This window comes from Acidovorax sp., from assembly GCF_047607405.1.
Taxonomy (GTDB): Bacteria; Pseudomonadota; Gammaproteobacteria; order Burkholderiales; family Burkholderiaceae_C; genus Acidovorax.
Genome location: NZ_JASGDA010000057.1, coordinates 1 through 24113, shown reverse-complemented (window position 1 = coordinate 24113; position 24113 = coordinate 1). Strand labels below are relative to the sequence as shown.

Here is a 24113-nt window from a genome sequence, read left to right as displayed (position 1 = left end):
GGGCGCGCGGCGCGGGCGCGGGGCGGGCCAGCAGGTCGCGCACGCCCAGGCGGATGCTGCCCACGGCCGACGTGCCCTCGGGCGTCCAGGCGGCGGTGCCGGGGTCGTCGATCAGCTGCACCAGCCGCGCGCCCGGCGGCACGTGCGGGCCAAAGCCCTCCACGTGGTAGGTGAAGGCAGCGGCGCCCAGCGCGAACACGAGGTCGTGGCCGCCGAGCAGCGCGACGATCTTCTCGCGCATGGCGGGCAGCACGCCCGCGAACAGGCGGTGGTCCTGCGGAAAGCCGCAGCGGCCCGACATGGGCGCGATCCAGACGGCGGCGCTGTGCCGCTCGGCCAGCGCCAGCACGTCGTCCCAGGCGCGGTCGCGGTCCACGGCGGCGCCGACGACGAACACGGGCCGCTGCGATGCGTCCAGCGCGGCGCCGATGGCGTCCAGCACGGCGGGCTCGGGCCGCTGCGCGGTGCTCACGGTGCGCGGCAGCGGGGCGTCGCAGGGCTTGTCCCAGTCGTCCGCCGGAATGGACACCAGCACCGGCCCGCGCGGCTGCTGCATGGCGGTGTAGTAGGCGCGGGCGATGGCCAGGGGCACGTCCTCGGCGCGGGCGGGCTCGATGCTCCACTTGACGTAGGGCTTGGGCAGCTCGGTGGCCTGCCCGGAGTACAGGAAGGGCTCGAACGGCAGGATGGAGCGCGCCTGCTGCCCCGCCGTGATGACAAGCGGCGCGCGGTTCTTGTGCGCCGTGAAGATGGCGCCCATGGCATGGCCCACGCCCGCCGCCGAATGCAGGTTCACGAAGGCCGCGTTGTGCGTGGCCTGCGCGTAGCCGTCGGCCATGCCCACCACCACCGATTCCTGCAGGCCCAGCACGTAGCGGAAGTCGTCCGGGAAGTCCAGGAACAGCGGCAGCTCCGTGGAGCCGGGGTTGCCGAAGATGGTGTCGATGCCAAAGCCGCGCAGCAGGCCCAGCACGGCCTCGCGCACGGTGGGGCGGGCGGGGGTGGTGATGAGGGGCTGGGGCATCGCGCAAGGGCCTGTTCTGAAGAAGAGGGGGCCGATCTTCGGACTGCGCGCGCCATCCATCAATAAAATGAATCGACTAAGCAGTATTCATTCAATGCATATCAAGGACATCGACCTGAACCTGCTGCGGCTGTTCGACGCCGTCTATCGCACGCGCAGCGTGAGCCGCGCGGCCGAGCTGCTGGACCTGACCCAGCCCGCCGCCAGCCAGGCGCTGACGCGGCTGCGCCTCTTGATCAAGGACCCGCTGTTCGTGCGCGCGGGCGGCGGCGTGGAGCCCACGCCCAAGGCCGACCGCCTGGCCGACGCCGTGCGCAGCGCGCTGGGCCTGCTCGAAGAGGCGCTCAACGAATCGGCGCTGTTCGACCCGCAGGCGTCGCGCAAGGTCTTTCGCATCCACATGAGCGACATCGGCGAGGGCCGCTTCTTGCCCGACCTGGTGGTGGCGCTGCGCCGCGAGGCGCCCGGCGTGCGGCTGGAGACCCTGCCCGTGCCGCGCGGCGAGATCGCCCAGCGGCTCGACAGCGGGCGCATCGACTTCGCGTTCGGCTTTCTGCCCACGGTCAAGGACACGCAGCGCGTGCAGCTCATCAAGGACCGCTACGTGGTGCTGCTGCGCGCGGGCCACCCGTTCGCGCGCCGCCGCCGCAGCGCGCAGGCGCTGCTTGAGGACCTGCGGCAACTGGAGTTCGTCGCGGTGCGCACGCACTCGGACACGCTGCGCATCCTGGAGATGCTGCAACTGCACGACCGCCTGCGCCTGACCACCGAGCACTTCATGGTGCTGCCGTCCATCGTGCGCGGCACCGACCTCGCCGTCGTCATGCCGCGCAACATCGCGCGCACCTTCGCCGCCGACGGCGGCTACGCCCTCATCGAGCCGCCGCTGCCGCTGCGCGATTTCACCGTGGCGCTGCACTGGAGCCGCCGCTTCGAGGCCGACCCTGGCAACCAGTGGATGCGCGGGCTCATCGAAAGTCTTTTCAAGGAATAGCAGAGCCCTGTGCGCCGCGCGTCGGGCCGACCAGGGGGCGGCTCCATTACTTCAGGTACGAGCGCAGGAGCGCCAGCGTTTCGTCCACCGCCTGGGGTGACGGGGCGGGCTGCTGCGCCAGGGTCTCGCGCAGGTGGCTGTCGAGCAGGTCGGCCATCAGGCCATGCACGGCGCCCCGCAGCGCGGCAAGCTGCTGAAGAACGGGGGCATACCCGTGGCCCGCCTCGACCGCCCGCTCCAGCGCCTCGGCCTGGCCCCGGATGCGGCGCAGGCGGGTGATGGCGCGATGCTTGTCTTCGGCGGTTCGGGGCATGGCTGATTGGATACTGGATATGAGTATAAAAGACATCCTGGCTATGGTCACGCGCTGGATGTATGAAATTTTTCTTTACTGGGGGATAGTATGTGGCTATTTGCGACCTGGCCACAGCGCCGCCAGCGCCAGCAGCACCGCGATCAGCGCATACGGCGCCCCGGGGTCGATGTCATAGACCAGCGTGCCCACCAGCGGCCCGGCGATCATGCCCAGGCCATGGGCCGCGCCCACGGTGCCCGCCGTGGCGCCCTGCTCGTGGGCCTGCACGGCGTTGGCGGCCAGGGCGGTCACGGAGGGGAACACCCAGCCCATGCCTGCCGCCGCGACGAAATAGCCGCCCCACAGCGCGGCCTGCGTATGGGCGAACAGCAGCGACCCGAAGCCCATGGCCGACACCACGCCGCCGATGCGGATCAGCCGATGCGGCGGCCAGCCCAGGCTGCGCACCAGCAGCTGGGCCAGGATCAGCGCCACGCCCACCACCGTCAGCGCCATGCCCGCGGCGCGCGCTGCGGCGGCGGCGTCCAGGTGCAGCCTGTCGAGCGCGAAGAAGCCCACCACGACCTGTGCGATGGCGACGCTGAACATTGCCGCGAAGGCCACCGCCAGGGGTCTGCGCAGCCGCGCGTCGGTGATCCTGAGCGTGGCGGCATCGGGCGCCGCGTGGCGCTCGGCGCGCGGCAGCCAGCGCCACATGACGCCAAGCGCGATGAAGGGCAGCAGCGCCGTGATGAGCAGCGGCAGTTCCAGGCTGTGCGCGGCCAATGCCCCCGCGATGCCGGGGCCTGCCATCATGCCGACGCCGCTGGCCGCGCCCAGGGTCGCCATGGCGCCCGCGCGCCGGTCGGGCGCCACGTGGTCGGCCACCAGCGCTGCGCCCGTGGCGGGCACGGCGGCATAAAAGCCCCCCGCCGTGCCGCGCAACGCCACCACGCCCGCAAAGGCCAGCCAGACCGGCGGCGGATGGCGCAGCGCCGCCACCATGAAGGCGCAGAGCGCGGCGTAGGCCAGCGCAAACCCGCCCACGCCTTGCAGCAGGACGCGGCGGCGGCCCCGCCGGTCGCTGGCAGCCCCCCAGCTACGGGCGAACAGCACCCAGGTGACGCCGCCCACGGTGACGGCCAGCCCGGCCTGCCAGGGCGCCAGCCCCAGCACGCGGGCAATGGGACCGATCAGCGCGACGAAGGACATCATCGTCAGCGTGCAGGTGAAGGTCTCGAACATCAGCGGCTTCATGCTGAACGCGGGGGCGGATGTTCCGGGAGTTTCGGGTCCGGGAAGGGTTGGCATGGGATTCCTGGTAGTACTCGTCAAATGATAACCAGTCTCATTTGTTGCGAATGCAGGAATGAAAAAAGCCCGCAGGCAGGGCCTGCGGGCTTGGGCGGGTGGCGCGGGCCGGGCGATCAGCGCTGGGCCAGCGGCGGCACGTCGCGGCGGGATGCGCCGGTGTAGAGCTGGCGGGGGCGGCCGATCTTGTACTCGGGGTCGGCGATCATCTCGTTGAGCTGGGCGATCCAGCCCACGGTGCGGGCCAGCGCGAAGATGCCGGTGAACAGGTTCACGGGGATGCCCATGGCGCGCTGCACGATGCCGGAGTAGAAGTCCACGTTCGGGTAGAGCTTGCGCTGCACGAAGTAGTCGTCTTCCAGGGCGATCTTCTCCAGCTCCTTGGCGAGCTTGAACAGCGGGTCGTTCTCCAGGCCCAGCTCGGCCAGCACCTCGTTGCAGGTCTCCTGCATGAGCTTGGCGCGGGGGTCGTAGTTCTTGTACACGCGGTGGCCGAAGCCCATGAGCTTGACGCCGGAGGACTTGTCCTTGACCTTCTCCATGAACTCGCCGACCTTGGCCACGCCGCCCATGGCCTGGATTTCTTCCAGCATGTTCAGGCAGGCTTCGTTGGCGCCGCCGTGGGCGGGGCCCCACAGGCAGGCCACGCCGGCCGCGATGGCCGCGAAGGGGTTGGTGCCCGACGAGCCGCACAGGCGCACCGTGGAGGTGGAGGCGTTCTGCTCGTGGTCGGCGTGCAGGATGAAGATGCGGTCCAGCGCGCGCTCCAGCACGGGGTTGACCTTGTACTCCTCGCAGGGCGTGCCGAACATCATGCGCAGGAAGTTGCCCGCGTAGGACAGGTCGTTGTGCGGGTACATGAAGGGCTGGCCCACGCCGTACTTGTAGGCCATGGCGACCAGCGTGGGCATCTTGGCGATCAGGCGGATGGCGGCGATCTCGCGGTGCTGCGGGTTGTTGATGTCCGTGCTGTCGTGGTAGAAGGCCGACAGGGCGCCCACCAGGCCGGTCAGCACGGCCATGGGGTGGGCGTCGCGGCGAAAGCCCCGCAGGAAGAACTGCATCTGCTCGTGGACCATGGTGTGGTTGGTCACCACCTTGTGGAAGGTGTTGCGCTGCGCCTCGCCCGGCAGTTCGCCGTTGAGCAGCAGGTAGCAGGTGTCGAGGTAGTCGCACTGGGTGGCGAGCTGCTCGATGGGGTAGCCGCGGTACAGCAGCTCGCCCTTGTCGCCGTCGATGTAGGTGATGGCCGACTGGGTGGCCGCCGTGGACAGGAAGCCCGGGTCATAGGTGAACATGCCCGTTTGCGCGTACAGCTTGCGGATGTCGATGACGTCCGGTCCGATGCTGCCCTGGTACACCGGCAGTTCCACGCTGGGGCTGCCGTTGCTGAACGACAGAGTGGCTTTGTTATCAGCTAGCTTCATTGGTACTTTCCTTGGGGTAGGTTGCCGGGATTCCGGGGAGGGGCTTGTTATTTCGCCGCGCCGCCACTGAGGTGCAGCATGCCGAGCACTTCGCGCACTTCTTCTGTATCGAGGGGGCCTTCGGGCTCGCGGCGCTTGAGCAGCAAGTCCAGAAGGTCATTGTCGGCCAGATCCATCAGGGTGTTCATGCCTTGGGCATGGCGCCATGCAAGAGTCGGGCCAAAGCGGGTGAAGAAGTTCTCGATGAACAGATCGTTCTCCAGCAGGCCGCGACGGCAGCGCCAGTGCAGCTTGGCGCGCTCGCGCTCGTCCAGCAGAGCGGACGGTGCGGGAGCGTCGAGGGTGGAGGCGTCGGTCATCGGGAAAGCCTCAGACGGTGCGGCGCACCATCAATTCCTTGATCTTGCCAATGGCGCGCGTCGGGTTCAAGCCCTTGGGGCACACATCGACACAGTTCATGATGGTGTGGCAGCGGAACAGGCGGTACGGGTCTTCGAGGTTGTCCAGGCGCGCGCTCGTGGCCTCGTCGCGGCTGTCGGCGATGAAGCGGTAGGCTTGCAGCAGGCCGGCGGGGCCCACGAACTTGTCGGGGTTCCACCAGAAGCTCGGGCAGCTCGTGGAGCAGCTCGCGCACAGGATGCACTCGTACAGGCCGTTCAGCTCCTCGCGCTCCTCGGGGCTTTGCAGGCGCTCCTTCTCGGGCGGCAGGTCCTCGGTGATGAGGTAGGGCTTGATGGAGTTGTACTGCTTGAAGAACTGCGTCATGTCCACGATCAGGTCGCGGATCACGGGCAGGCCGGGCAGGGGCTTGAGAACGATGGTGCCCTTGAGGGTGTTCATGTTCGTCAGGCACGCCAGGCCGTTCTTGCCGTTGATGTTCATGGCGTCCGAGCCGCACACGCCCTCGCGGCACGAGCGGCGGAACGACAGCGACGGGTCTTGCGCCTTGAGCTTGACCAGCGCGTCCAGCAGCATGCGCTCATGGCCGTCGAGTTCGATCTCGATGGTCTGCATGTAGGGCTTGGCGTCCTTGTCGGGGTCGTAGCGGTAGATTTGGAAGGTGCGCTTCATGTTGTTCTCTCTCGTCGTGAGGCTGCGGGGTCGTCAGAACGTGCGGACCTTGGGCGGCACGCTGTCCACCGTCAGGGGCTTGAGGTTGACCGGCTTGTAGGTGAGGCTGTTGTCCGCGCTGTGCCACAGCGTGTGCTTCATCCACTCCTTGTCGTTGCGGCCCAGCGGGAAGTCGGGGTGGTCGGCGGGGTGCTCGTAGTCATAGACCGTGTGCGCGCCACGGCATTCCTTGCGGGCTGCCGCCGAGGTCATCGTGGCCTGCGCCACTTCGATGAGGTTGTCCACTTCCAGCGCTTCCATGCGGGCCGTGTTCCAGACCTTGGACTTGTCCTGGAGCGTCACGCTGCCCACGCGCTCGCGGATGGCGTTGATCTTGACCACGCCCTCGTCCATGCCCGCCTGCGTGCGGAACACGCCCGCGTGCTGCTGCATGCTGGCGCGGATGTCGCCCGCGATGGCCTGCGCGTATTCGCCGCCGGTGGAGTCCTGCAACTGGTTCAGGCGGGCCAGCGTGCGGTCCGCGCCGTCGGCGGGCAGCGGCAGGTGCTCGCCCGAGCCCTTGACGAATTCGACGATGTGCTTGCCCGCCGATTTGCCGAACACCAGCAGGTCGAGCAGCGAGTTGGTGCCCAGGCGGTTGGCGCCGTGCACCGACACGCAGGAGCATTCGCCCACGGCGTACAGGCCGCCCACCACCTTGTTCTGCACGCCGTCATGCACCACGACCTGGCCGTGGATGTTGGTGGGAATACCACCCATCTGGTAGTGGATGGTGGGCACCACGGGAATCGGCTCCTTGGTGATGTCCACGTTGGCAAAGTTGTGGCCGATTTCTTCTACCGAGGGCAGGCGCTTGCGGATGGTGTCCGCGCCCAGGTGGTCGAGCTTCATCAGGATGTAGTCCTTGTTCGGGCCGCAGCCACGGCCTTCCTTGATCTCCTGGTCCATGGAGCGGGAGACGAAGTCGCGCGGGGCTAAGTCCTTCAGCGTGGGCGCATAGCGCTCCATGAAGCGCTCGCCGTTGCTGTTGAGCAGGATGGCGCCCTCGCCGCGGCAGCCTTCGGTCAGCAGCACGCCCGCGCCCGCCACGCCGGTGGGGTGGAACTGCCAGAACTCCATGTCCTGCAGCGGAATGCCCGCGCGCGCGGCCATGCCCAGGCCGTCGCCGGTGTTGATGAAAGCGTTGGTGCTGGCCGCGAAGATGCGGCCCGCGCCGCCGGTCGCCAGCAGCACGGCCTTGGCCTGCAGCTCGTACAGGTCGCCGGTTTCGAGTTCGAGCGCCGTCACGCCGACCACGTCGCCCTGGGTGTTGCGGATCAGGTCCAGCGCCATCCATTCGACGAAGAAGTTGGTCTTGGACTTCACGTTCTGCTGGTACAGCGTGTGCAGCATGGCGTGGCCCGTGCGGTCAGCGGCCGCGCAGGCGCGCTGCACGGGCTTCTCGCCATAGTTGGCCGTGTGGCCGCCGAAGGGGCGCTGGTAGATCGTGCCGTCGGGGTTGCGGTCGAACGGCATGCCGAAGTGTTCCAGCTCGATCACCACGTTGGGCGCCTCGCGGCACATGAACTCGATGGCGTCCTGGTCGCCCAGCCAGTCCGAGCCCTTGATGGTGTCGTAGAAGTGGTAGTGCCAGTTGTCCTCGCTCATGTTGCCCAGCGAGGCGGACACGCCGCCCTGCGCGGCCACGGTGTGCGAGCGGGTGGGGAAGACTTTGGACAGGCAGGCCACGTTCAGGCCCGCGCGGGAGAGTTCGAGCGAGGCGCGCATGCCGGAGCCACCGGCCCCGATGATGACCACGTCGAACTTGCGCTTGGAAATATTCGCTTTGGTATAGCTCATTGTTTTTTGCCTTCAATCGCGGGGGGATGACCCATCAGAGACGCCACAGAACCTGGATGCCCCAGCCGGCACAGCCGACCAGCCAGACGATGGCGAAGACCTGCAACGCCAGGCGGATGCCCACGGGCTTGATGTAGTCCATGAAGATTTCGCGCAGGCCCACCCAGGCGTGCCAGGCGATGGCCACGAAGACGGCGAAGGTGAGGAATTTCATCCACTGGGCGGCAAAGATGCCTGCCCACGCGTCGTAGCCGATGGGGCCCTTGGTGAAGATCAACTGGGCGAGCACGACGATGGTGAACAGCGCCATCAGGACTGCCGTCACGCGCTGGGCCAGCCAGTCGCGGATACCGTAGTGGGCGCCAGTCACGGTGCGCTTGGAGCCGTAATTCACGGACATGGTGGGGTTCCTTTTCTTTCTTTGTTATTGCCGTTCAGTACAGGCCGAAGAGCTTGGCGCCCAGGATCAGCGTGAGGCCGATGCTCAGCACCAGGGTCACCACGGCGGAAGTCTTGCCGAACTGCTTGTTCACGGAATGGTGGTCCACGTCCATCCACAGGTGGCGCAGGCCCGCGGTGAAGTGGTGCAGGTACGCCCAGATCAGCGCCAGCGCCACGAGCTTGACGAACCAGCCGGGCACGAAGCCCACGCCTGCATTGAACACGGCCTTGAACCGACCGAAGGAGATTTCGGACGATACCGAGGTGTCGAACATCCAGATCACGAAAGGCAGCAGCAGGAACATGATGGCGCCGCTCGCACGGTGCAGGATGGAAACCCAGGCCGCAGGGGTCATCCGGTACGTGGTCAGGTCCTTGAAGGCATTGATGTTGCGGAATTCAGGCCGTTTCTTGGCTAGTTCTGTCATGTCGTGTGCTTTCGTGGATGTAACTGCTTTGTAATTGGGAGAGGGCGGACAGCCCAAAATTCTATTGCAATGCAACAAGCAAGGGGGCGATCGCGGCGTAATTGTTGCCCTTTGTCCATCGCCTGCAAGCCTGGCGTCAGCTCAGTTCGTTGCGGTAGTGGTGGGTGTCGGTGCGGTACAGGCCGCGCCGCAGCTCCATGGGCACGTCGTTGTAGGTGTAGGCGATGCGCTCCACGCTCAACAGCGGCGTGGCGGTTGATACGTCCAGCAGCCGCGCCTGTTCCTCGTCGGGCAGCACGGCGCGGAGCTTCTCCTCGGCGCGCACCATGCGCACGCCGAAATCCAGCTCGAACATGGCGTAGGTCGGCCCCTGGTAGCCGGCCAGCAGCTCGGCGGTGAGGCCCTTGAACGCCTGGCCGGGCAGCCAGATGTCTTCGAGGATGGTGGGCACGCCTGCGAACGACAGGATGCGCTTGGCCTGCATCACGGCGTCGCCGCTGCGCAAGGCGAGCGCCCGCGCCACGTCGGCGCTGGCGCGCACGCGGCGGCACTCGACCACGCGGCGCTGGGCCGGGCCTTCCACGCGGGCGTCGCCGGAGTCGGGCAGCAGCTTCAGGAAGCGGTACTGCACGTGCTGCTCGGCATGCGTCGCCACGAAGGTGCCCTTGCCCTGGCGGCGCATCACCAGGTTCTCGGCGGCCAGCTCGTCGATGGCCTTGCGCACCGTGCCCTGGCTCACGCGAAAGCGCGCGGCCAGTTCCATCTCGCTGGGGATGGCTTCGCCAGGCTTCCACTCGCCCGCTTGCAGGCTTTGCAGGATGAGCCCCTTGATCTGCTGGTACAGCGGGCTGAACGCTGGTGTCGCAGGGCTGTCGGCGGCGATGGGAAGGGAGGACATGGCGGCAATCATATCTTATATAAGACATAAGACAAATTGACCGGCGGCCTGAATCGGCAGTACACTCGTCCACTGTTTTGCGGGGCGCGGGCTGCCGGTAACGGAAGCAGGTGCTTGGGCTCCATCACCCTCTGTCTTTTCCTTCACTTCCTGGAGTTTTCACATGAGCAAGAAGCCTGTTCGCGTGGCCGTCACCGGCGCCGCTGGCCAAATTGGTTACGCCCTGCTGTTTCGCATCGCCTCGGGTGAAATGCTGGGCAAGGACCAGCCCGTCATCCTGCAACTGCTCGAAATCCCCGACGAGAAGGCCCAGAACGCGCTCAAGGGCGTGATCATGGAGCTGGAAGACTGCGCCTTCCCCCTGCTGGCAGGCATCGAGGCCCACAGCGACCCGCTGACGGCGTTCAAGGACACCGACTACGCCCTGCTCGTGGGCGCCCGCCCGCGCGGCCCCGGCATGGAGCGCGCCGACCTGCTGGCCGCCAACGCGCAGATCTTCACCGCCCAGGGCAAGGCGCTGGACAAGGTGGCCAGCCGCAACGTGAAGGTGCTGGTGGTGGGCAACCCCGCCAACACCAACGCCTACATCGCCATGAAGTCGGCCCCCAGCCTGCCGCGCGAGAACTTCACCGCCATGCTGCGCCTGGACCACAACCGCGCTGCCTCGCAAATCGCTGCCAAGATCGGCTGCGCCGTGGGCGACATCGAGAAGCTGGCCGTGTGGGGCAACCACTCGCCCACCATGTACGCCGACTACCGTTTCGCCACGGTGAACGGCAAGTCTGTCAAGGACACCATCAACGACCACGACTGGAACGCCAACGTGTTCCTGCCCACCGTGGGCAAGCGCGGCGCGGCCATCATCGCCGCGCGCGGGCTGTCGTCGGCTGCCTCGGCTGCCAACGCTGCCATCGACCATATGCGCGACTGGGCCCTGGGCACCAACGGCAAGTGGGTCACCATGGGCATTCCGTCCAACGGCGAATACGGCATCCCCAAGGACGTGATGTTCGGCTACCCCGTCACCTGCGAAGGCGGCAAGTACACCATCGTCAAGGACCTGCCCATCGACGCCTTCTCGCAAGAGTGCATCAACAAGACCCTGGCCGAGCTGCAGGGCGAGCAGGACGGCGTCAAGCACCTGCTGTAAGCCGCAGGCCAAGCCGATGTCCCATCCGCGCGACGTGCTGCTGGGCGCCCAGGCCCGGACGGGTTCTCTGCCCGTCTGCGACCACTACAGCGGCGTGGAAGCGCGCATGCGCAAGAGCCTGCAACTGCAGGCCGAGATGGCGCAGGAGTTCGGCACCTGCGTTTTTGATGTCACGCTGGACTGTGAGGACGGCGCCCCCGTCGGCCTGGAGGCGCAGCACGCGCGGCTGGTGGCCCAACTGGCCCTGCAGGCCGCGCCCGGCGCCCGCGTGGCGGCCCGCGTCCACCCGGTGGACCACCCCGCCTTCGCCAATGACGTGGCCACCATCGCTGGCGAGGCCGGGCACCGGCTCTGCCACGTCATGGTGCCCAAGGTCGAGTCGGTGGACGACGTGCTCCAGGCCGAGCGCGCGCTGGACCGCGCATCCACCGCGCGCGTGCCGCTGCACGTGCTCATCGAATCGCCCGCCGCCGTGCGGCAGGCGTTCGAGATCGCGGCCCACCCCCGCGTGCAGAGCCTGAGCTTCGGCCTCATGGACTTCGTGTCGGCCCATGGCGGCGCCATCCCCGCGCGGGGCATGACCTCGGCGGGCCAGTTTGCGCACCCGCTGGTGGTGCGCGCCAAGCTGGAGATCGCGGCGGCCTGCCATGCGCACGGCAAGGTGCCGTCGCACTGCGTGGTGACCGAGTTCACCGACACGGCGGCCATGCAGGACGCTGCCAGCCGCGCCGCCAACGAACTGGGCTACACGCGCATGTGGAGCATCCATCCGGCGCAGATCCGCCCCATCCTGCAAGCCTTTGCGCCCTTGCAGGAAGACATTGAAAATGCTTCCAAAATAATAGCTGCTGCCGCAGATGCTGATTGGGCTCCGATCAGTTTTGATGGTACGCTGCATGACCGGGCCAGCTACCGCTTCTACTGGCAGGTGCTGGAGCGCGCCCACAGCACAGGGCGTGCGCTGCCTGCCGCCGTGCAGCGGTGGTTTGCTGAACCGGCTGCCTTTTCCTGAACCTCTTTCATGCAGGACTTCACCATGAAACTCTTTGCCGTCTCCGCCCTGATGCTGCTGGCCCCGGCCATCGCCCTTGCGCAGCAAACGCCCGCCAAGCCTGCTGCTGCCAAGACCGCCGCCAAGAAGGCTGCGGTTGCCAAGGCCCCACCGGCCAGCAGCCGCACGCAGACGCGCAGCAGTACGGGCCAGGTGGCTGCGGGCACCGCCGCCGCCGATGCGGCGCTCACGCCCGAGGAACTGGCGATTGCCGAGCGCGTCCACGTGGGCCGCATGCCCTGTGAGCTGGGCGCCTTCGTCACGGTCACGGCCGACGCGGCGTCGCCAGGCCGCTTCCACGTCGAAGGCAAGGGCTTCAAGTACTACATGTCGCCCGTGGCCACCACCACCGGCACCGTGCGCCTGGAAGACGCCAAAGGCGGCGCCGTCTGGCTGCAGATCGCCAACAAATCCATGCTCATGAACCAGAAGCTCGGCCAGCGCCTGGCCGATGAATGCATGAGCCCCGAGCAGACGCTGGTGGCCGAGGCCATCAAGAAGAACCCGCCCGTGAGCGTGCTGGAGCCGCTCAAGTAACAATAGAAGCGCCGCCTGCGCCAACGCCCCACTTTAGAAAGCAACCGGAGAAAAATGATGCTGAAAGCCTACCGTGACCACGTCGCCGAGCGCGCCGCGCTTGGCATCCCGCCGCTGCCCCTCACTGCCTCGCAGGTGGCCGAGCTGATCGAGCTGATCAAGAACCCGCCTGCTGGCGAGGAAGCCTTCCTGCTCGACCTGCTCACGCACCGCGTGCCCCCGGGCGTGGACGATGCCGCCAAGGTCAAGGCATCGTTCCTGGCCGCCGTGGCGCACGGCGACATCCAGGTGGGCCTGATCTCCAAGGCCAAGGCCACCGAGCTGCTGGGCACGATGGTGGGCGGCTACAACGTACACCCCTTGATTGAACTGCTGGACGACGCCGACGTGGCGGGCGTCGCGGCAGAGGCGCTCAAGAAGACGCTCTTGATGTTCGACTTCTTCAACGACGTGGCCGCCAAGGCCAAGTCGGGCAACGCCAAGGCGCAAGAGGTAATGAAGTCCTGGGCCGACGCCGAGTGGTTCACCAGCCGTCCCGAGGTCGAGAAAAAGATCACCGTCACCGTCTTCAAAGTGCCTGGCGAAACCAACACCGACGACCTCTCGCCCGCGCCCGACGCCTGGAGCCGCCCCGACATCCCGCTGCACTACCTGGCGATGCTGAAGAACACCCGTCCCGACGCGGCCTTCAAGCCCGAGGAAGACGGCAAGCGCGGCCCCATGCAGTTCATCGAAGACCTGAAGAAGAAGGGCCACCTGGTCGCCTACGTGGGCGACGTGGTCGGCACCGGCTCCAGCCGCAAGTCCGCCACCAACTCCATCATCTGGGCCACGGGCATGGACATTCCCTTCGTGCCCAACAAGCGCTTCGGCGGCGTCACGCTGGGCGGCAAGATCGCCCCCATCTTCTTCAACACGCAAGAGGACTCGGGCTCGCTGCCCATCGAGGTGGACGTGTCCAAGCTGGAGATGGGCGACGTGATCGACGTGCTGCCCTACGACGGCAAGCTGCTCAAGAACGGCGCTGAAGTCGCGTCCTTCGCGCTCAAGAGCGAGGTGCTGCTGGACGAAGTGCGCGCCGGCGGTCGCATCAACCTCATCATCGGCCGCTCGCTCACCGCCAAGGCGCGCGAGTTCCTGGGCCTGCCCGCATCCACCGCGTTCCGCCTGCCGCAAGCGCCTGCCGAATCCAAGGCAGGCTTCACGCTGGCGCAGAAGATGGTCGGCCGCGCCTGCGGCCTGCCCGAAGGCCAGGGCATTCGCCCCGGCACCTACTGCGAGCCGCGCATGACCACCGTGGGCAGCCAGGACACCACCGGCCCCATGACCCGCGACGAGCTGAAGGACCTGGCCTGCCTGGGCTTTTCCGCCGACATGGTGATGCAGTCCTTCTGCCACACCGCCGCCTACCCGAAGCCCGTGGACGTGAAGACCCACCGCGAACTGCCCGCCTTCATCAGCAACCGCGGCGGCGTGGCCCTGCGCCCGGGCGACGGCGTGATCCATTCGTGGCTCAACCGCCTGCTGCTGCCCGACACCGTGGGCACGGGCGGCGACTCGCACACGCGCTTCCCCATCGGCATCAGCTTCCCCGCAGGCTCCGGCCTCGTGGCCTTCGGCGCCGCCACGGGCGTGATGCCGCTGGACATGCCGGAGTCGGTGCTGGTGCGCTTCAAGGGCACGCTGCAACCGGGCGTCACGCTGCGCGACTTGGTACACGCGATTCCGCTGTACGCCATCAAGGCCGGTTTGCTGACGGTGGCCAAGGCAGGCAAGAAGAACATCTTCTCGGGCCGCATCCTTGAAATCGAGGGCCTGCCCGATCTGAAGGTGGAGCAGGCGTTTGAACTCTCCGACGCCTCCGCCGAGCGCTCCGCCGCAGGCTGCACCATCAAGCTGAACCCCGAGCCGATCAAGGAGTACCTGACCTCGAACATCGTTCTGATGAAGAACATGATCGCCGACGGCTACCAGGACGCCAAGACGCTGCAACGCCGCATCGAGAAGGTCGAGGCCTGGCTCGCCAAGCCCGAGCTGCTCGAAGCCGACAAGGACGCCGAATACGCCGCCGTGATCGAGATCGACCTGGCCGACATCAAGGAACCCATCGTCTGCTGCCCCAACGACCCGGACGACGCCAAGTTCCTGTCCGAAGTGGCGGGCACCAAGATCGACGAAGCCTTCATCGGCTCGTGCATGACCAACATCGGCCACTTCCGCGCGGCGGCCAAGCTGCTGGGCGGCCAGCGCGACATCCCCGTCAAGCTCTGGGTCGCGCCGCCCACCAAGATGGACCAGAACGAGCTGATCAAGGAAGGCCACTACGCGGCGTTCGGCACCGCCGGTGCGCGCACCGAAATGCCCGGCTGCTCGCTGTGCATGGGCAACCAGGCGCAGGTGCGCGAGGGCGCGACGGTCATCAGCACCAGCACTCGCAACTTCCCCAACCGCCTGGGCAAGAACACCAACGTGTTCCTGGGCAGCGCAGAACTCGCTGCCATCGCTTCGCGCATCGGCAAGTTGCCCACCAAGGAGGAATACCTCAAGGAAATGGGCATCATCGACGCGGACAAGGCCAGCGTCTATCGCTACATGAACTTCGACCAGATCGAGGAATACGCGGAAGTCGCCAAGGGCGTGGCGGCCTGAAGTGCGCTGCCCCGGAGAAAAACAGAGCCCGCTTCGGCGGGTTTTGTTTTTGCTATCGAATGAGTAGCATTCAGCACTTTATAGATAAGCGCCAGCGGCCTATTTGACCTGTTTTTTCTCCAGCTTGCGCGCCAGCGTGCGCCGGTGCAGCCCCAGGCGGCGGGCGGCTTCGGAGAGGTTGAAGCCCGTCTCGGCCAGCACCGCGTGGATGTGTTCCCACTCCAGCGTCTTGATGGAGCTGGCGCGGTGGGTCAGCTCCACCTCGGTGTTGCCCGCCTTCAGGCCGAAGGCGGCCTCGATGTCGTCGGTGTTGGACGGCTTGGCGAGGTAGTGGCAGGCGCCGAGCTTCACGGCCTCGACGGCGGTGGCGATGCTGGCGTAGCCGGTCAGCACCACGATCAGCATGTCGCTGCTGGCCGCGTGCAGCTTCTGCACGCAGGCCAGGCCCGAGGCTTCGCCCTTGAGCTTGAGGTCCACCACCGCGTAGCCGGGCGTGTGCTGCGCCAGCAGGGCCTCGGTGTCGGGCAGGCTGGCTGCGCGCAGCACGCGGTAGCCGCGCCGCTCGAAGGAGCGGGTGAGCGTGCGCGCGAAGGCGTCGTCGTCTTCGACGATGAGCAGCAGGCGTTGGGGTGGTTCGTCTTGGGTTTCCATGGTCGATCAGCCCGGGTGTGCGACCGCCGCCAGGGGCAGTTCGATGGTGACCTCGGCGCCGCCCTCGGGGCGGTTGCGCGCCGTCACGCTGCCGCCCAGGGTGCGCGCCACGTTCAGCACCAGGTACAGGCCCAGCCCGCCGCCCGGGCGGTTCTTGGTGGACTGGTAGGGCGTGCCCAGCCGCTCCAGCATGCCGGGCGCGAAGCCGGGGCCTGCGTCGGTGACGGTGATGCGCAGGGCTTCGCCATCGCGTGTCACGCGCATGCCCACCCAGTGGGGCGAGGCGTCGCGCGCATTGTCCAGCACGTTGAAAACCATTTGCTGCAGCGTGGTGTCCGACACCATGGGCGTGTCGGCACCGAAGTCGTTGCGGTAGTCGAAGCGGGGCAGCGAGCGCGTGTGGCGCCATTCCCGGGCCAGGGCATCGACGAAGCTGCACACGGTGGTCGGCACCGAGGCTTCGCCGCGCGTCTCGCCTGCGGAGAGCAGGATGCCGCTCACGATGCTCTTGCAGCGCTGTACCTGGGCCTGCATCTCGGCGATGTCTTCCTGCAACGGGGCGCTGGCCTTGAGCTGCGCGTCGTGCTGCCAATCCCCCAGGATCACGGCCAGCGTGGCCAGCGGCGTGCCCAGCTCGTGCGCCGCACCCGAGGCCAGCAGGCCCATGCGCACGATGTGTTCCTCTTCCACCCGGCGCCTACGCGCGTCGGCCAGGCGGGCGTCGCGCTCGCGCAGGTTCAGGCTGATGCGCGTGATGAACACCACCACCAGCGTGGCGTTGAGCGCAAAGCACACCAGCAGCCCTGTGACGTACAGCGTGGGCAGGCCCTCGTGCAGATCCTGCGGCAGATCCAGCGGCAGGTGGTAGCGGGCCAGTGCGCCGAAGCAGGCCACGGTGGCGGCCACGATGGTCCAGATGTACGCGCCGCGCAGCAGCACCGCGCCCAGCGTGATCTGCAGCAGGTACAAGAAGACGAAGGGGTTGCCCGTGCCGCCGCTCAGGTAGAGCTGCACGGTGAGCACGGCCACGTCGATCAGCAGCGCCAGGAACAGCTCCACGTTGCGCACCGCCAGGCCCGTGCGCAGGCGCAGCAGGCTGACGATGTTGAACACCGCCAGGCACCCCACCACCAGCAGCAGCTCGCGCAGCGGCAGCGCCAGGCCCAGGCTGTAGTGCGCCAGCTCGATGGTGAAGACCTGCCCCACGACGGCGATCCAGCGCAACTGGATGAGCTGCTGCAGGTTCTTGAGGCCCGCCGCAGCGTCGGCGGAGCGCGGGCTGCGCTCGGGGGCGGTGGCGGGGCGGGTGCTCATGGGGTGGGGCGTTGGCGGCGTTCGTGGCGAGCCGCATACCAGAACGCTGCCGCAACCATCAGCGCCAGGCTGTACCAGGTAAGTGCATAGACCAGGTGTGTGTTGCGAAAGTGGACGACCGTCAGGCCCGGGCGTGGCCAGCCAGCGTCTGGCGCGGTGCCGGGCAGGCCCGCATCCACGAAGAAGGGGGCTGCGCGCGGCAGTTGCAGTGCCTGGGCCATGGCCGCCACGTCGCGCGAATACCAGCGCTGCTGCGCGGGGTCGTTGGCGCGCAGGAAGCCGCCGCCTGGCTCGTTCATGCGCAGCAGGCCCTGCACGGCGGCGGGGCCTGGGGGTGGCGCGGCGGCCAGCCACTGGGCGCGCTGCGCCTGCGGCACGAAGCCGCGGTTGACCAGCACCTGCGTGCCGTCGGCCTGCTCCAGCGCCGTGACGACCCAGAAGCCCGCGCCCAGCTCGGTCACGGCCTGCGCCAGCACCGTCTTGCCGTCCAGCCAGCGGCCTTGCAGCGCGACGGGCAGGTATTCATGGCCGGTTGTGCTCACCTGCTGCCACTGGCTGGCGGGCGGTGGTGCCATGGGGGTGGCGTGTACGCGCCGCTCCACGCGCTCGATCAGCGCCAGCTTCCAGGCGCGGCGCTCGACCTGCCAGGTGCCCAGCGCCACGAAACCCAGGAACAGCGCGATGCCCGCGAGCGCGAGCACGGCCTGTGGCAGCCGGGCGCGCGCGGTCAAGGCGTGGGCGTGGGGTGGACGGGCATCATGTGGGCGTTCATGTGGAACATGACCCACAGCGTGCCGCTGATGCCGATGGCCACGAACACCACGGTGAAGATGGTGGACAGCAGCGTCCAGCCGCCTTCGAGCTTGCCGTTCATGTGCAGAAAGCAGACCATGTGGACCAGGATCTGCGCCACGGCAAAGGCGCCCAGCACCAGCACGGCGGTATTGCGGTCGGTGATGGTCCTGGACATGACCAGCCAGAACGGGATGGCGGTGAGGATGACCGAGAGCACGAAGCCCGTCATGTAGCCCGAGAAGGTGCTGTGCGGGCCGCTGTCGCCGTGTTCATGTTCATGCGTACTCATTCAAAGCACTCCGATGAGATAGACGAAGGTAAAGACGCCGATCCAGACCACGTCCAGAAAGTGCCAGAACATGGACAGGCACATCAGGCGCCGCTGGTTCTCGTGGATCAGGCCGCGCTGGGCGATCTGGACCATCAGCACCACCAGCCAGACCAGGCCGAAGGTGACGTGCAGCCCGTGCGTGCCCACCAGCGTGAAGAAGGCCGACAGGAAGGCGCTGCGCTGCGGCCCCGCGCCCTGGTGGATGAGGTGCGAGAACTCGTACAGCTCCAGTGACAAGAAGCCCAGGCCGAACAGCCCGGTGACGGCCAGCCAGCCCAGCGTGCCGCCCACCTTGCCCTGCTGCTTTTGCAGCATGGCGAAGCCGAAGGTGATGGACGACAGCAGCAGGAAGGCGGTGTTCACCGCCACCAGCGGCAGGTCGAACAGCTCGGCGCCCGTGGGGCCGCCCGCATAGTTGCGCGCCAGCACGCCGTAGCTGGCGAACAGCGCGGCGAAGATGAGGCAGTCGCTCATCAGGTAGAGCCAGAAGCCCAGGGCGGTGCCGTTCTCGGGGTGCGGTTCGTGCGCGAGGTGGTACTCGCGCGAGGGCAGTGCGGTTTGCATGTCAGGCATGGGCGCGGGCGAGTTGATGGGTGCGGGCTTCTTCCGTGGCTGCGACCTGCGCAGCCGGGATGTAGTAGTCGCGCTGGTAGTTGAAGGTGTGGACGATGGCCGCGAGCACGGTGGCCGCGAACGCGGCGATGGCGAGCGGCCACATGTGCCAGATCAGCGCGAAGCCCAGCAGCGTGGACAGGCCCGCGATCACCACGCCCGCGCCGGTGTTGGCGGGCATGTGGATGGGCGCGAAGCCGTTGAGCGGGCGCTGGTAGCCGTGGCGCTTCATGTCCCACCAGGCGTCGATCTCGTGCGCCACGGGGGTGAAGGCGAAGTTGTACTGCGGCGGGGGCGACGAGGTGGCCCATTCCAGCGTGCGACCTTCCCAGGGGTCGCCGGTCTCGTCGCGCAGCGCGTGGCGCCGCCAGAAGCTCACCGCGAGCTGCACCACGAAGGCGGCGATGCCCAGCCCCACGATGGCCGCGCCGATGGCGGCGATGACGAACCAGATCTGCAGCGACGGGTCCTCGAAGTGGCTGACGCGGCGCGTGACGCCCATGAGGCCCAGCGCGTACAGCGGCGTGAAAGCCACCCAGAAGCCGACCAGCCAGCACCAGAACGAGACCTTGCCCCAGAACACGTCGAGCCTGTAGCCGAACGCCTTGGGGTACCAGTAGTTGATGGCCGCGAACATGGCGAACACCACGCCGCCGATGATGACGTTGTGGAAGTGCGCGATCAGGAACAGGCTGTTGTGCAGCACGAAGTCCGCCGGCGGCACGGCCAGCAGCACGCCGGTCATGCCGCCGATGGCGAAGGTCACCATGAAGGCGACCGTCCACATCATGGGCAGCTCGAAGCGGATGCGGCCCTTGTACATGGTGAACAGCCAGTTGAAGATCTTGGCGCCCGTCGGGATCGAGATGATCATCGTCGTGATGCCGAAGAAGGTGTTCACGCTCGCGCCCGAGCCCATGGTGAAGAAGTGGTGCAGCCACACCAGGTACGACAGGATGGTGATGCAGACCGTGGCATAGACCATGGAGGTGTAGCCGAACAGGCGCTTGCGGCTGAATGTGGCGACGACCTCGGAGAACACGCCGAACGCGGGCAGCACGAGGATGTACACCTCGGGGTGGCCCCAGATCCAGATCAGGTTCACGTACAGCATGGCGTTGCCGCCGAAGTCGTTGCTGAAGAAGTGCATGCCCAGGTAGCGGTCCAGGCTCATGAGCAGCAGCGCGGCAGTCAGCACCGGGAAGGTGGCGACGATGAGCGCGTTGGTACACAGCGCCGTCCAGGTGAACACGGGCATCTTCATGAGGTTCATGCCCGGCGCGCGCATCTTGATGATGGTGACGATGAGGTTGATGCCCGACAGCGTGGTGCCCACGCCCGCCACCTGCAGGCCCCAGATGTAGTAGTCCAGCCCCACGCCCGGCGGCTGGGCGCCCAGGTTGGACAGGGCCAGCCAGCCCGAGGTGGAGAACTCGCCCAGGAACAGCGACAGCATCACCAGCACGGCCCCGCCCGTGGTCATCCAGAAGCTGAAGTTGTTCAGGAACGGGAACGACACGTCGCGCGCGCCGATCTGCAGCGGCACGATGTAGTTCATGAGGCCCGTGACCAGCGGCATCGCCACGAAGAAGATCATGATCACGCCGTGCGCGGTGAAGATCTGGTCGTAGTGGTGCGGCGGCAGGTAGCCCAGGTTCTCGCCGAAGGCCATGGCCTGCTGCAGGCGCATCATGGCCGCGTCGGCAAAGCCGCGCAGCAGCATCACGATGCCCAGCACCATGTACATGATGCCGATGCGCTTGTGGTCGATGCTGCACAGCCAGTCGCGCCACAGCGGGCCCCAGAGGCGGAACCGGGTGATGGCGGCCAGCAGCGCAAGGCCCAGCAGCACGGTGGCGACGAAGGTCCACAGGACGATGGGCTCGTGCGCCATGGGGATGGAGTCCCAGGTGATCCGGCCCAGGGCCCAGTGGTTGGCGGTTGCGGGTGCGGTGGACATTGGCGGTCTCTGGTCGGTCGGTGGCTGTCGTTCAGTGGTGCGCGTGTTCGTGGCCTTGCGCCTGCGGGGCGGCAGCGGCGGGCTTTGGCGCGGCGGCGCGGGCGGCGTCCTGTGCCATCTGGTGGTGCATGCACACGGTGCCGTCGGCCACGCAGCGGTTCAGCACCTTGTCGTACAGGCCCGATTCCACGCGCGAAAAGCGCCGCACCGGGTCGCGCTCGCTGGGCTTTTCCAGTTGCAGGTAGGCGGCCTTGGTCAACGGCTGGCCCTCGGCGCGGGCCTTGGCGACCCACTGGTCGAAGTCCGCTTGGGCGAGGCCGTGGAACTTGAAGGTCATGCCCGAGAAGCCGTGGCCGCTGTAGTGCGAGCTCATGCCAGGGAACACGCCAGGCCGGTTGATGACCGCGTTCAGCTCCGTCTGCATGCCGGGCATGGCGTAGATCATGCCGGCCAGGTCGGGCACGTAGAAGGCGTTCATGGTGGACGTGGCCGTGAGCTTGAACAGGATGGGCCGGTCCACCGGCGCGGCCAGCTCGTTCACGGTGGCGATGCCCTGCTCGGGGTAGAAGAACAGCCACTTCCAGTCCATGGCGACCACCTGCACTTCCAGCGGGGTGGACTGCTCCTCCAGCGGCTTGTCCGCCGCGATGCGGTCCAGCGGTCGGTACGGGTCGAGCTTGTGCGTGCCGATCCAGGTCAGCGCGCCCAGGGCGATGATGATCAGCAGAGGCACCGTCCAGATCACCAGCTCCAGCGTGGTGGAGTGGTGCCAGTCGGGGTCGTAGTCCTCGTCGGCGGCAGGGTTGGCTTCGCGGTACTTCCAGGCGAACCACAGCACCAGGGCGATGACGGGCACGATGATGATCAGCATCAGCAGCGTGGCCTGCACGACCATGTGGCCCTGCTGGGCGGCCACGTCGCCCGCCGGGTTGAGCACGACGGCCTTGCTGCAGCCAGCCAGGGCAGCCACCGCCAGGCAGGCGCAGGCGGCGCGCAGGAGGGGAGGAGTGTGGGTCATGCGGGTAAACGCCGATAACAATAGCCCTGCCAATGTAATCGCCCTGTCTTTTTTGTCGATAGGACATTTTGTCCAGGGTCAAATCATCGCATTTCAGACCGGCTTGTAGAACAATCCATGTCCAGTCAGGTCAACGACAAGGAGCCCGTTTTATGTCCAGCCCCGCCTCCGCCGCCCGCCCCGCAGGCGGCTTTGCCGAAGAAAGCGCCGCTTCTCTTGCGCGGGCCCAAACGCATGAAGAGGTCACGCCCGGCGAGATCGCCGTGGGCGTGATCATCGGGCGCTCGTCCGAATACTTCGACTTCTTCGTCTTCGGCATCGCCTGCGTGCTCGTCTTCCCGTACCTGCTGTTCCCCTTCCAGTCGCGGCTGGACGGCACGCTGCTGTCCTTCGCCCTGCTGTCCGTGGCCTTCGTGGTGCGCCCGGTCGGCACGGCCATCTCCATGGCCATCCAGCGGCGGTGGGGGCGCGGCACCAAGATGACGATCGCGCTGTTCCTGCTGGGCGTGTGTACCGTGGGCATGGCCTTTTTGCCGTCGTACAAGGACGTGGGCGTGGTCGCCATCGTGGCGCTGCTGGTGCTGCGCATCGGGCAGGGGCTGGCGCTGGGCGGCTCGTGGGACGGTCTGCCCTCGCTGCTGGCGATGACGGCCCCGAAGAACCGGCGCGGCTGGTACGCCATGATCGGCCAGCTTGGCGCGCCCGTGGGCTTCGTGCTCGCGGCCAGCCTGTTCGCCTACCTGTACGGCAGCCTCACCGCCGAGGAGTTCCTGGCCTGGGGCTGGCGCTATCCGTTCTTCGTGGCCTTCGCGATCAACGTGGTGGCGCTGTTCGCGCGGCTGCGCCTGGTGGTGGGGCAGTCCTACGTCGAGCTGCTGGACGAGCGCGACCTGCAGCCCGAGCCCGTGACCCGCGTCATGCGCGACGAGGGCCGCAACGTGCTGCTGGGCGCCTTCGCCGCGCTGGCGAGCTTTGCGCTGTTCCACCTGGTCACGGTGTTCCCGCTGTCGTGGATCACGCTGCACTCCGACCAGCCCGCGACGCAGATCCTGGGCGTGCAGATCGTCGGCGCCTTTTTGGCGGCCGGGGCCATCATGATCTCGGGCTGGCTGTCCGACCACCTGGGGCGGCGCAAGCTGCTGGGCGGCATGGCGGTGGCGATCGGCGTGTTCAGCTTCATGGCGCCCGCGCTGCTCAACGCGGGCGAGGTGGGCAGCACCATGTTCCTGCTGCTGGGCTTCGTGCTGCTGGGGCTGTCGTATGGGCAGTCGTCGGGCACGGTCACGTCCAACTTCTCCACGCACTACCGCTACACGGGCGCGGCACTGTCCACCGACATAGCCTGGCTGATTGGCGCCGCGTTCGCGCCGCTGGTGGCGCTGGGGCTGTCGTCCCGCTTCGGACTGGTGGCCGTGTCGCTGTACCTGCTGTCGGGCGTGGTCTGCACGCTGGGCGCGCTGCGCATCAACCGGCGGTTCGAGCAGCAGCAGAGGGATTGAAGGCTGCTATCGTATCAGGAGCTGCTGGCGCTTGATTGGCAATGGTTTCAGATAGTTTTCTATCTGAAACCAAGGCTGGATCGGCGCAAGCAGCTCTCTTTTTGATAGCTCAATCCCGGGGGCGGAAGCCGATCACCAGCGAAGACGGCACGCGGCCGTCCACGTCGCGCGGCAGCGTCTCGGTCTTCTGCAGGGCACGCACCACGGCATCGTCCCAGGCCTTGTTACCGCTGGATTTGACGATGCGCGCGCTGGTGATGGTGCCGTCCGGCGCGGCGCGCACTTCCACGTCGGCCAACGGGTTGCCGTCGATGGCGTCGGGGAAGACGATGTTGGGCCGCACCTTGGCCGCCACCTTGCCGCCGTAGCTGCCCGAAGGGCCCGCGCTGCGCTGCGCCGTGCCCGTGGCGGTCTCGCCGCCCGTGGCGCCCGCGATGGCCTGCATGCGGCGCAGGTTGGCCTGGCGGTCCTGCTCGATGCGCCGGGCCTCGGCCTCGGCCGCCTTGCGCTTGTCTTCCGCCAGTTTCTTTTGCTTTTCCTGCTTGTCCTGCTCGGCTTTCTTCTGCTCGGCGAGCTGCTTCTCGCGCTGCTCCTTTTCTTTTTGCAGGCGTTCCTTCTTTTCTTGCTCCAGGCGTTCGCGGCGCTCTTCTTCTTTGCGCTCGCGTTCGCGCTTCTCGCGTTCCAGGCGTTTTTTCTCGCGCTCGATGGCGATGTCGGCCTCGCGCGTGTCGGGCGGCTCTGCCGCACGCGGTGGCGGTGGGGGCGGCGGGGCGGGCGCGCGCTCGGGTTCAGGCGCAGGGGGGGGGGGCGGCGGCTCC

The 24113-nt window shown here is 67.3% G+C and carries 24 protein-coding genes; 6 read left to right on the top strand and 18 right to left on the bottom strand.

The annotated features are described in order from the left end of the window. A partial coding sequence (gene mdlC, locus QM569_RS07020) for a benzoylformate decarboxylase (protein WP_414986512.1) occupies nucleotides 1-1024 on the bottom strand: 1024 nt, incomplete at its 3' end. Nucleotides 1025-1118: 94 nt separating this feature from the next. On the opposite strand from mdlC, the gene QM569_RS07015 reads away from it, so the two are divergent. Then, complete coding sequence (locus tag QM569_RS07015; RefSeq protein ID WP_414986511.1) at nucleotides 1119-2018, top strand: LysR family transcriptional regulator; 900 nt, start codon at nucleotides 1119-1121, stop codon at nucleotides 2016-2018. A 46-nt stretch (nucleotides 2019-2064) separates the two neighbouring features. Here the strand turns inward: QM569_RS07015 and QM569_RS07010 are convergent, their stop codons facing one another. The 9 genes from QM569_RS07010 to QM569_RS06970 all read right to left on the bottom strand — a co-directional run bounded on the left by QM569_RS07010 (nucleotide 2065) and on the right by QM569_RS06970 (nucleotide 9728). After that, the gene (locus tag QM569_RS07010; RefSeq protein ID WP_414986510.1) at nucleotides 2065-2331 is read right to left on the bottom strand and encodes a metal/formaldehyde-sensitive transcriptional repressor; all 267 of its coding nucleotides are present in this window, start codon (nucleotides 2329-2331) and stop codon (nucleotides 2065-2067) included. A 96-nt stretch (nucleotides 2332-2427) separates the two neighbouring features. Continuing rightward, nucleotides 2428-3624, bottom strand: a complete 1197-nt coding sequence (locus QM569_RS07005; protein ID WP_414986509.1) for an MFS transporter — start codon at nucleotides 3622-3624, stop codon at nucleotides 2428-2430. Nucleotides 3625-3740: 116 nt separating this feature from the next. Further along, nucleotides 3741-5051, bottom strand: a complete 1311-nt coding sequence (locus QM569_RS07000; RefSeq protein WP_414986508.1) for a citrate synthase — start codon at nucleotides 5049-5051, stop codon at nucleotides 3741-3743. A gap of 47 nt (nucleotides 5052-5098) precedes the next feature. Then, nucleotides 5099-5410, bottom strand: coding sequence for a succinate dehydrogenase assembly factor 2 (locus tag QM569_RS06995; protein WP_414986507.1), 312 nt, complete (start codon nucleotides 5408-5410; stop codon nucleotides 5099-5101). Nucleotides 5411-5420: 10 nt separating this feature from the next. Further along, nucleotides 5421-6122 carry a succinate dehydrogenase iron-sulfur subunit gene (locus QM569_RS06990; RefSeq protein ID WP_414986506.1) on the bottom strand — a complete coding sequence of 234 codons (702 nt, stop codon included), beginning with the start codon at nucleotides 6120-6122 and terminating at the stop codon, nucleotides 5421-5423. A gap of 33 nt (nucleotides 6123-6155) precedes the next feature. Continuing rightward, on the bottom strand, nucleotides 6156-7961 hold the full coding sequence (gene sdhA / locus QM569_RS06985; protein WP_414986505.1) for a succinate dehydrogenase flavoprotein subunit: 1806 nt from the start codon (nucleotides 7959-7961) through the stop codon (nucleotides 6156-6158). Nucleotides 7962-7995: 34 nt separating this feature from the next. After that, nucleotides 7996-8361, bottom strand: coding sequence for a succinate dehydrogenase, hydrophobic membrane anchor protein (gene sdhD / locus QM569_RS06980; protein ID WP_414986504.1), 366 nt, complete (start codon nucleotides 8359-8361; stop codon nucleotides 7996-7998). Nucleotides 8362-8395: 34 nt separating this feature from the next. Next, entirely contained in the window at nucleotides 8396-8830 is a 435-nt protein-coding gene (gene sdhC, locus QM569_RS06975) for a succinate dehydrogenase, cytochrome b556 subunit (RefSeq protein WP_414986503.1), read from the bottom strand. Between the two features lie 136 nt (nucleotides 8831-8966). Beyond that, nucleotides 8967-9728 (bottom strand): GntR family transcriptional regulator, encoded by a 762-nt coding sequence (locus QM569_RS06970; RefSeq protein WP_414986502.1) that lies wholly within the window; start codon nucleotides 9726-9728, stop codon nucleotides 8967-8969. 163 nt (nucleotides 9729-9891) lie between these two features. Between QM569_RS06970 and QM569_RS06965 the strand changes: the two genes are divergently transcribed. Genes QM569_RS06965 through acnB form a run of 4 tightly spaced genes read left to right on the top strand, consistent with a single transcriptional unit; the run spans nucleotide 9892 to nucleotide 15115 of the window. Continuing rightward, nucleotides 9892-10878, top strand: a complete 987-nt coding sequence (locus QM569_RS06965) for a malate dehydrogenase (RefSeq protein ID WP_414986501.1) — start codon at nucleotides 9892-9894, stop codon at nucleotides 10876-10878. A gap of 16 nt (nucleotides 10879-10894) precedes the next feature. Beyond that, the gene (locus tag QM569_RS06960) at nucleotides 10895-11890 is read left to right on the top strand and encodes an HpcH/HpaI aldolase/citrate lyase family protein (protein WP_414986500.1); all 996 of its coding nucleotides are present in this window, start codon (nucleotides 10895-10897) and stop codon (nucleotides 11888-11890) included. Between the two features lie 24 nt (nucleotides 11891-11914). Then, nucleotides 11915-12466, top strand: a complete 552-nt coding sequence (locus QM569_RS06955) for a hypothetical protein (RefSeq protein WP_414986499.1) — start codon at nucleotides 11915-11917, stop codon at nucleotides 12464-12466. A 57-nt stretch (nucleotides 12467-12523) separates the two neighbouring features. Next, nucleotides 12524-15115 (top strand): bifunctional aconitate hydratase 2/2-methylisocitrate dehydratase, encoded by a 2592-nt coding sequence (gene acnB / locus QM569_RS06950; RefSeq protein WP_414986498.1) that lies wholly within the window; start codon nucleotides 12524-12526, stop codon nucleotides 15113-15115. A 99-nt stretch (nucleotides 15116-15214) separates the two neighbouring features. On the opposite strand, the gene QM569_RS06945 is transcribed toward acnB, so the two are convergent. The 7 genes from QM569_RS06945 to cyoA form a co-directional block, all read right to left on the bottom strand. After that, on the bottom strand, nucleotides 15215-15766 hold the full coding sequence (locus QM569_RS06945; protein WP_414986497.1) for a response regulator transcription factor: 552 nt from the start codon (nucleotides 15764-15766) through the stop codon (nucleotides 15215-15217). Nucleotides 15767-15772: 6 nt separating this feature from the next. Then, nucleotides 15773-17080, bottom strand: coding sequence for an ATP-binding protein (locus tag QM569_RS06940; protein WP_414986496.1), 1308 nt, complete (start codon nucleotides 17078-17080; stop codon nucleotides 15773-15775). Continuing rightward, nucleotides 17077-17811: an SURF1 family protein gene (locus QM569_RS06935; protein WP_414986495.1), complete on the bottom strand. Its 735-nt coding sequence runs from the start codon at nucleotides 17809-17811 to the stop codon at nucleotides 17077-17079. Before QM569_RS06935 ends, QM569_RS06940 begins: the two co-directional genes overlap by 4 nt. Then, the gene (gene cyoD / locus QM569_RS06930) at nucleotides 17808-18164 is read right to left on the bottom strand and encodes a cytochrome o ubiquinol oxidase subunit IV (RefSeq protein WP_414986494.1); all 357 of its coding nucleotides are present in this window, start codon (nucleotides 18162-18164) and stop codon (nucleotides 17808-17810) included. The genes QM569_RS06935 and cyoD overlap by 4 nt, the downstream gene beginning before the upstream one ends. Continuing rightward, a complete protein-coding gene (gene cyoC, locus QM569_RS06925; protein ID WP_414986493.1) occupies nucleotides 18165-18779 on the bottom strand; it encodes a cytochrome o ubiquinol oxidase subunit III in 615 nt (204 codons plus the stop codon). It abuts the gene before it with no gap. Next, a complete protein-coding gene (cyoB, locus tag QM569_RS06920) occupies nucleotides 18772-20712 on the bottom strand; it encodes a cytochrome o ubiquinol oxidase subunit I (RefSeq protein ID WP_414986513.1) in 1941 nt (646 codons plus the stop codon). Before cyoB ends, cyoC begins: the two co-directional genes overlap by 8 nt. Before the next feature lie 97 nt (nucleotides 20713-20809). Beyond that, a complete protein-coding gene (gene cyoA, locus QM569_RS06915; RefSeq protein ID WP_414986492.1) occupies nucleotides 20810-21796 on the bottom strand; it encodes a ubiquinol oxidase subunit II in 987 nt (328 codons plus the stop codon). 152 nt (nucleotides 21797-21948) lie between these two features. Here cyoA and QM569_RS06910 point away from each other — a divergent pair, with 152 nt between their 5' ends. Further along, the gene (locus QM569_RS06910) at nucleotides 21949-23295 is read left to right on the top strand and encodes an MFS transporter (protein WP_414986491.1); all 1347 of its coding nucleotides are present in this window, start codon (nucleotides 21949-21951) and stop codon (nucleotides 23293-23295) included. A 109-nt stretch (nucleotides 23296-23404) separates the two neighbouring features. Here the strand turns inward: QM569_RS06910 and QM569_RS06905 are convergent. Next, nucleotides 23405-24113: TonB family protein (locus tag QM569_RS06905; protein ID WP_414986490.1), on the bottom strand; the 709-nt coding region annotated here is incomplete at its 5' end.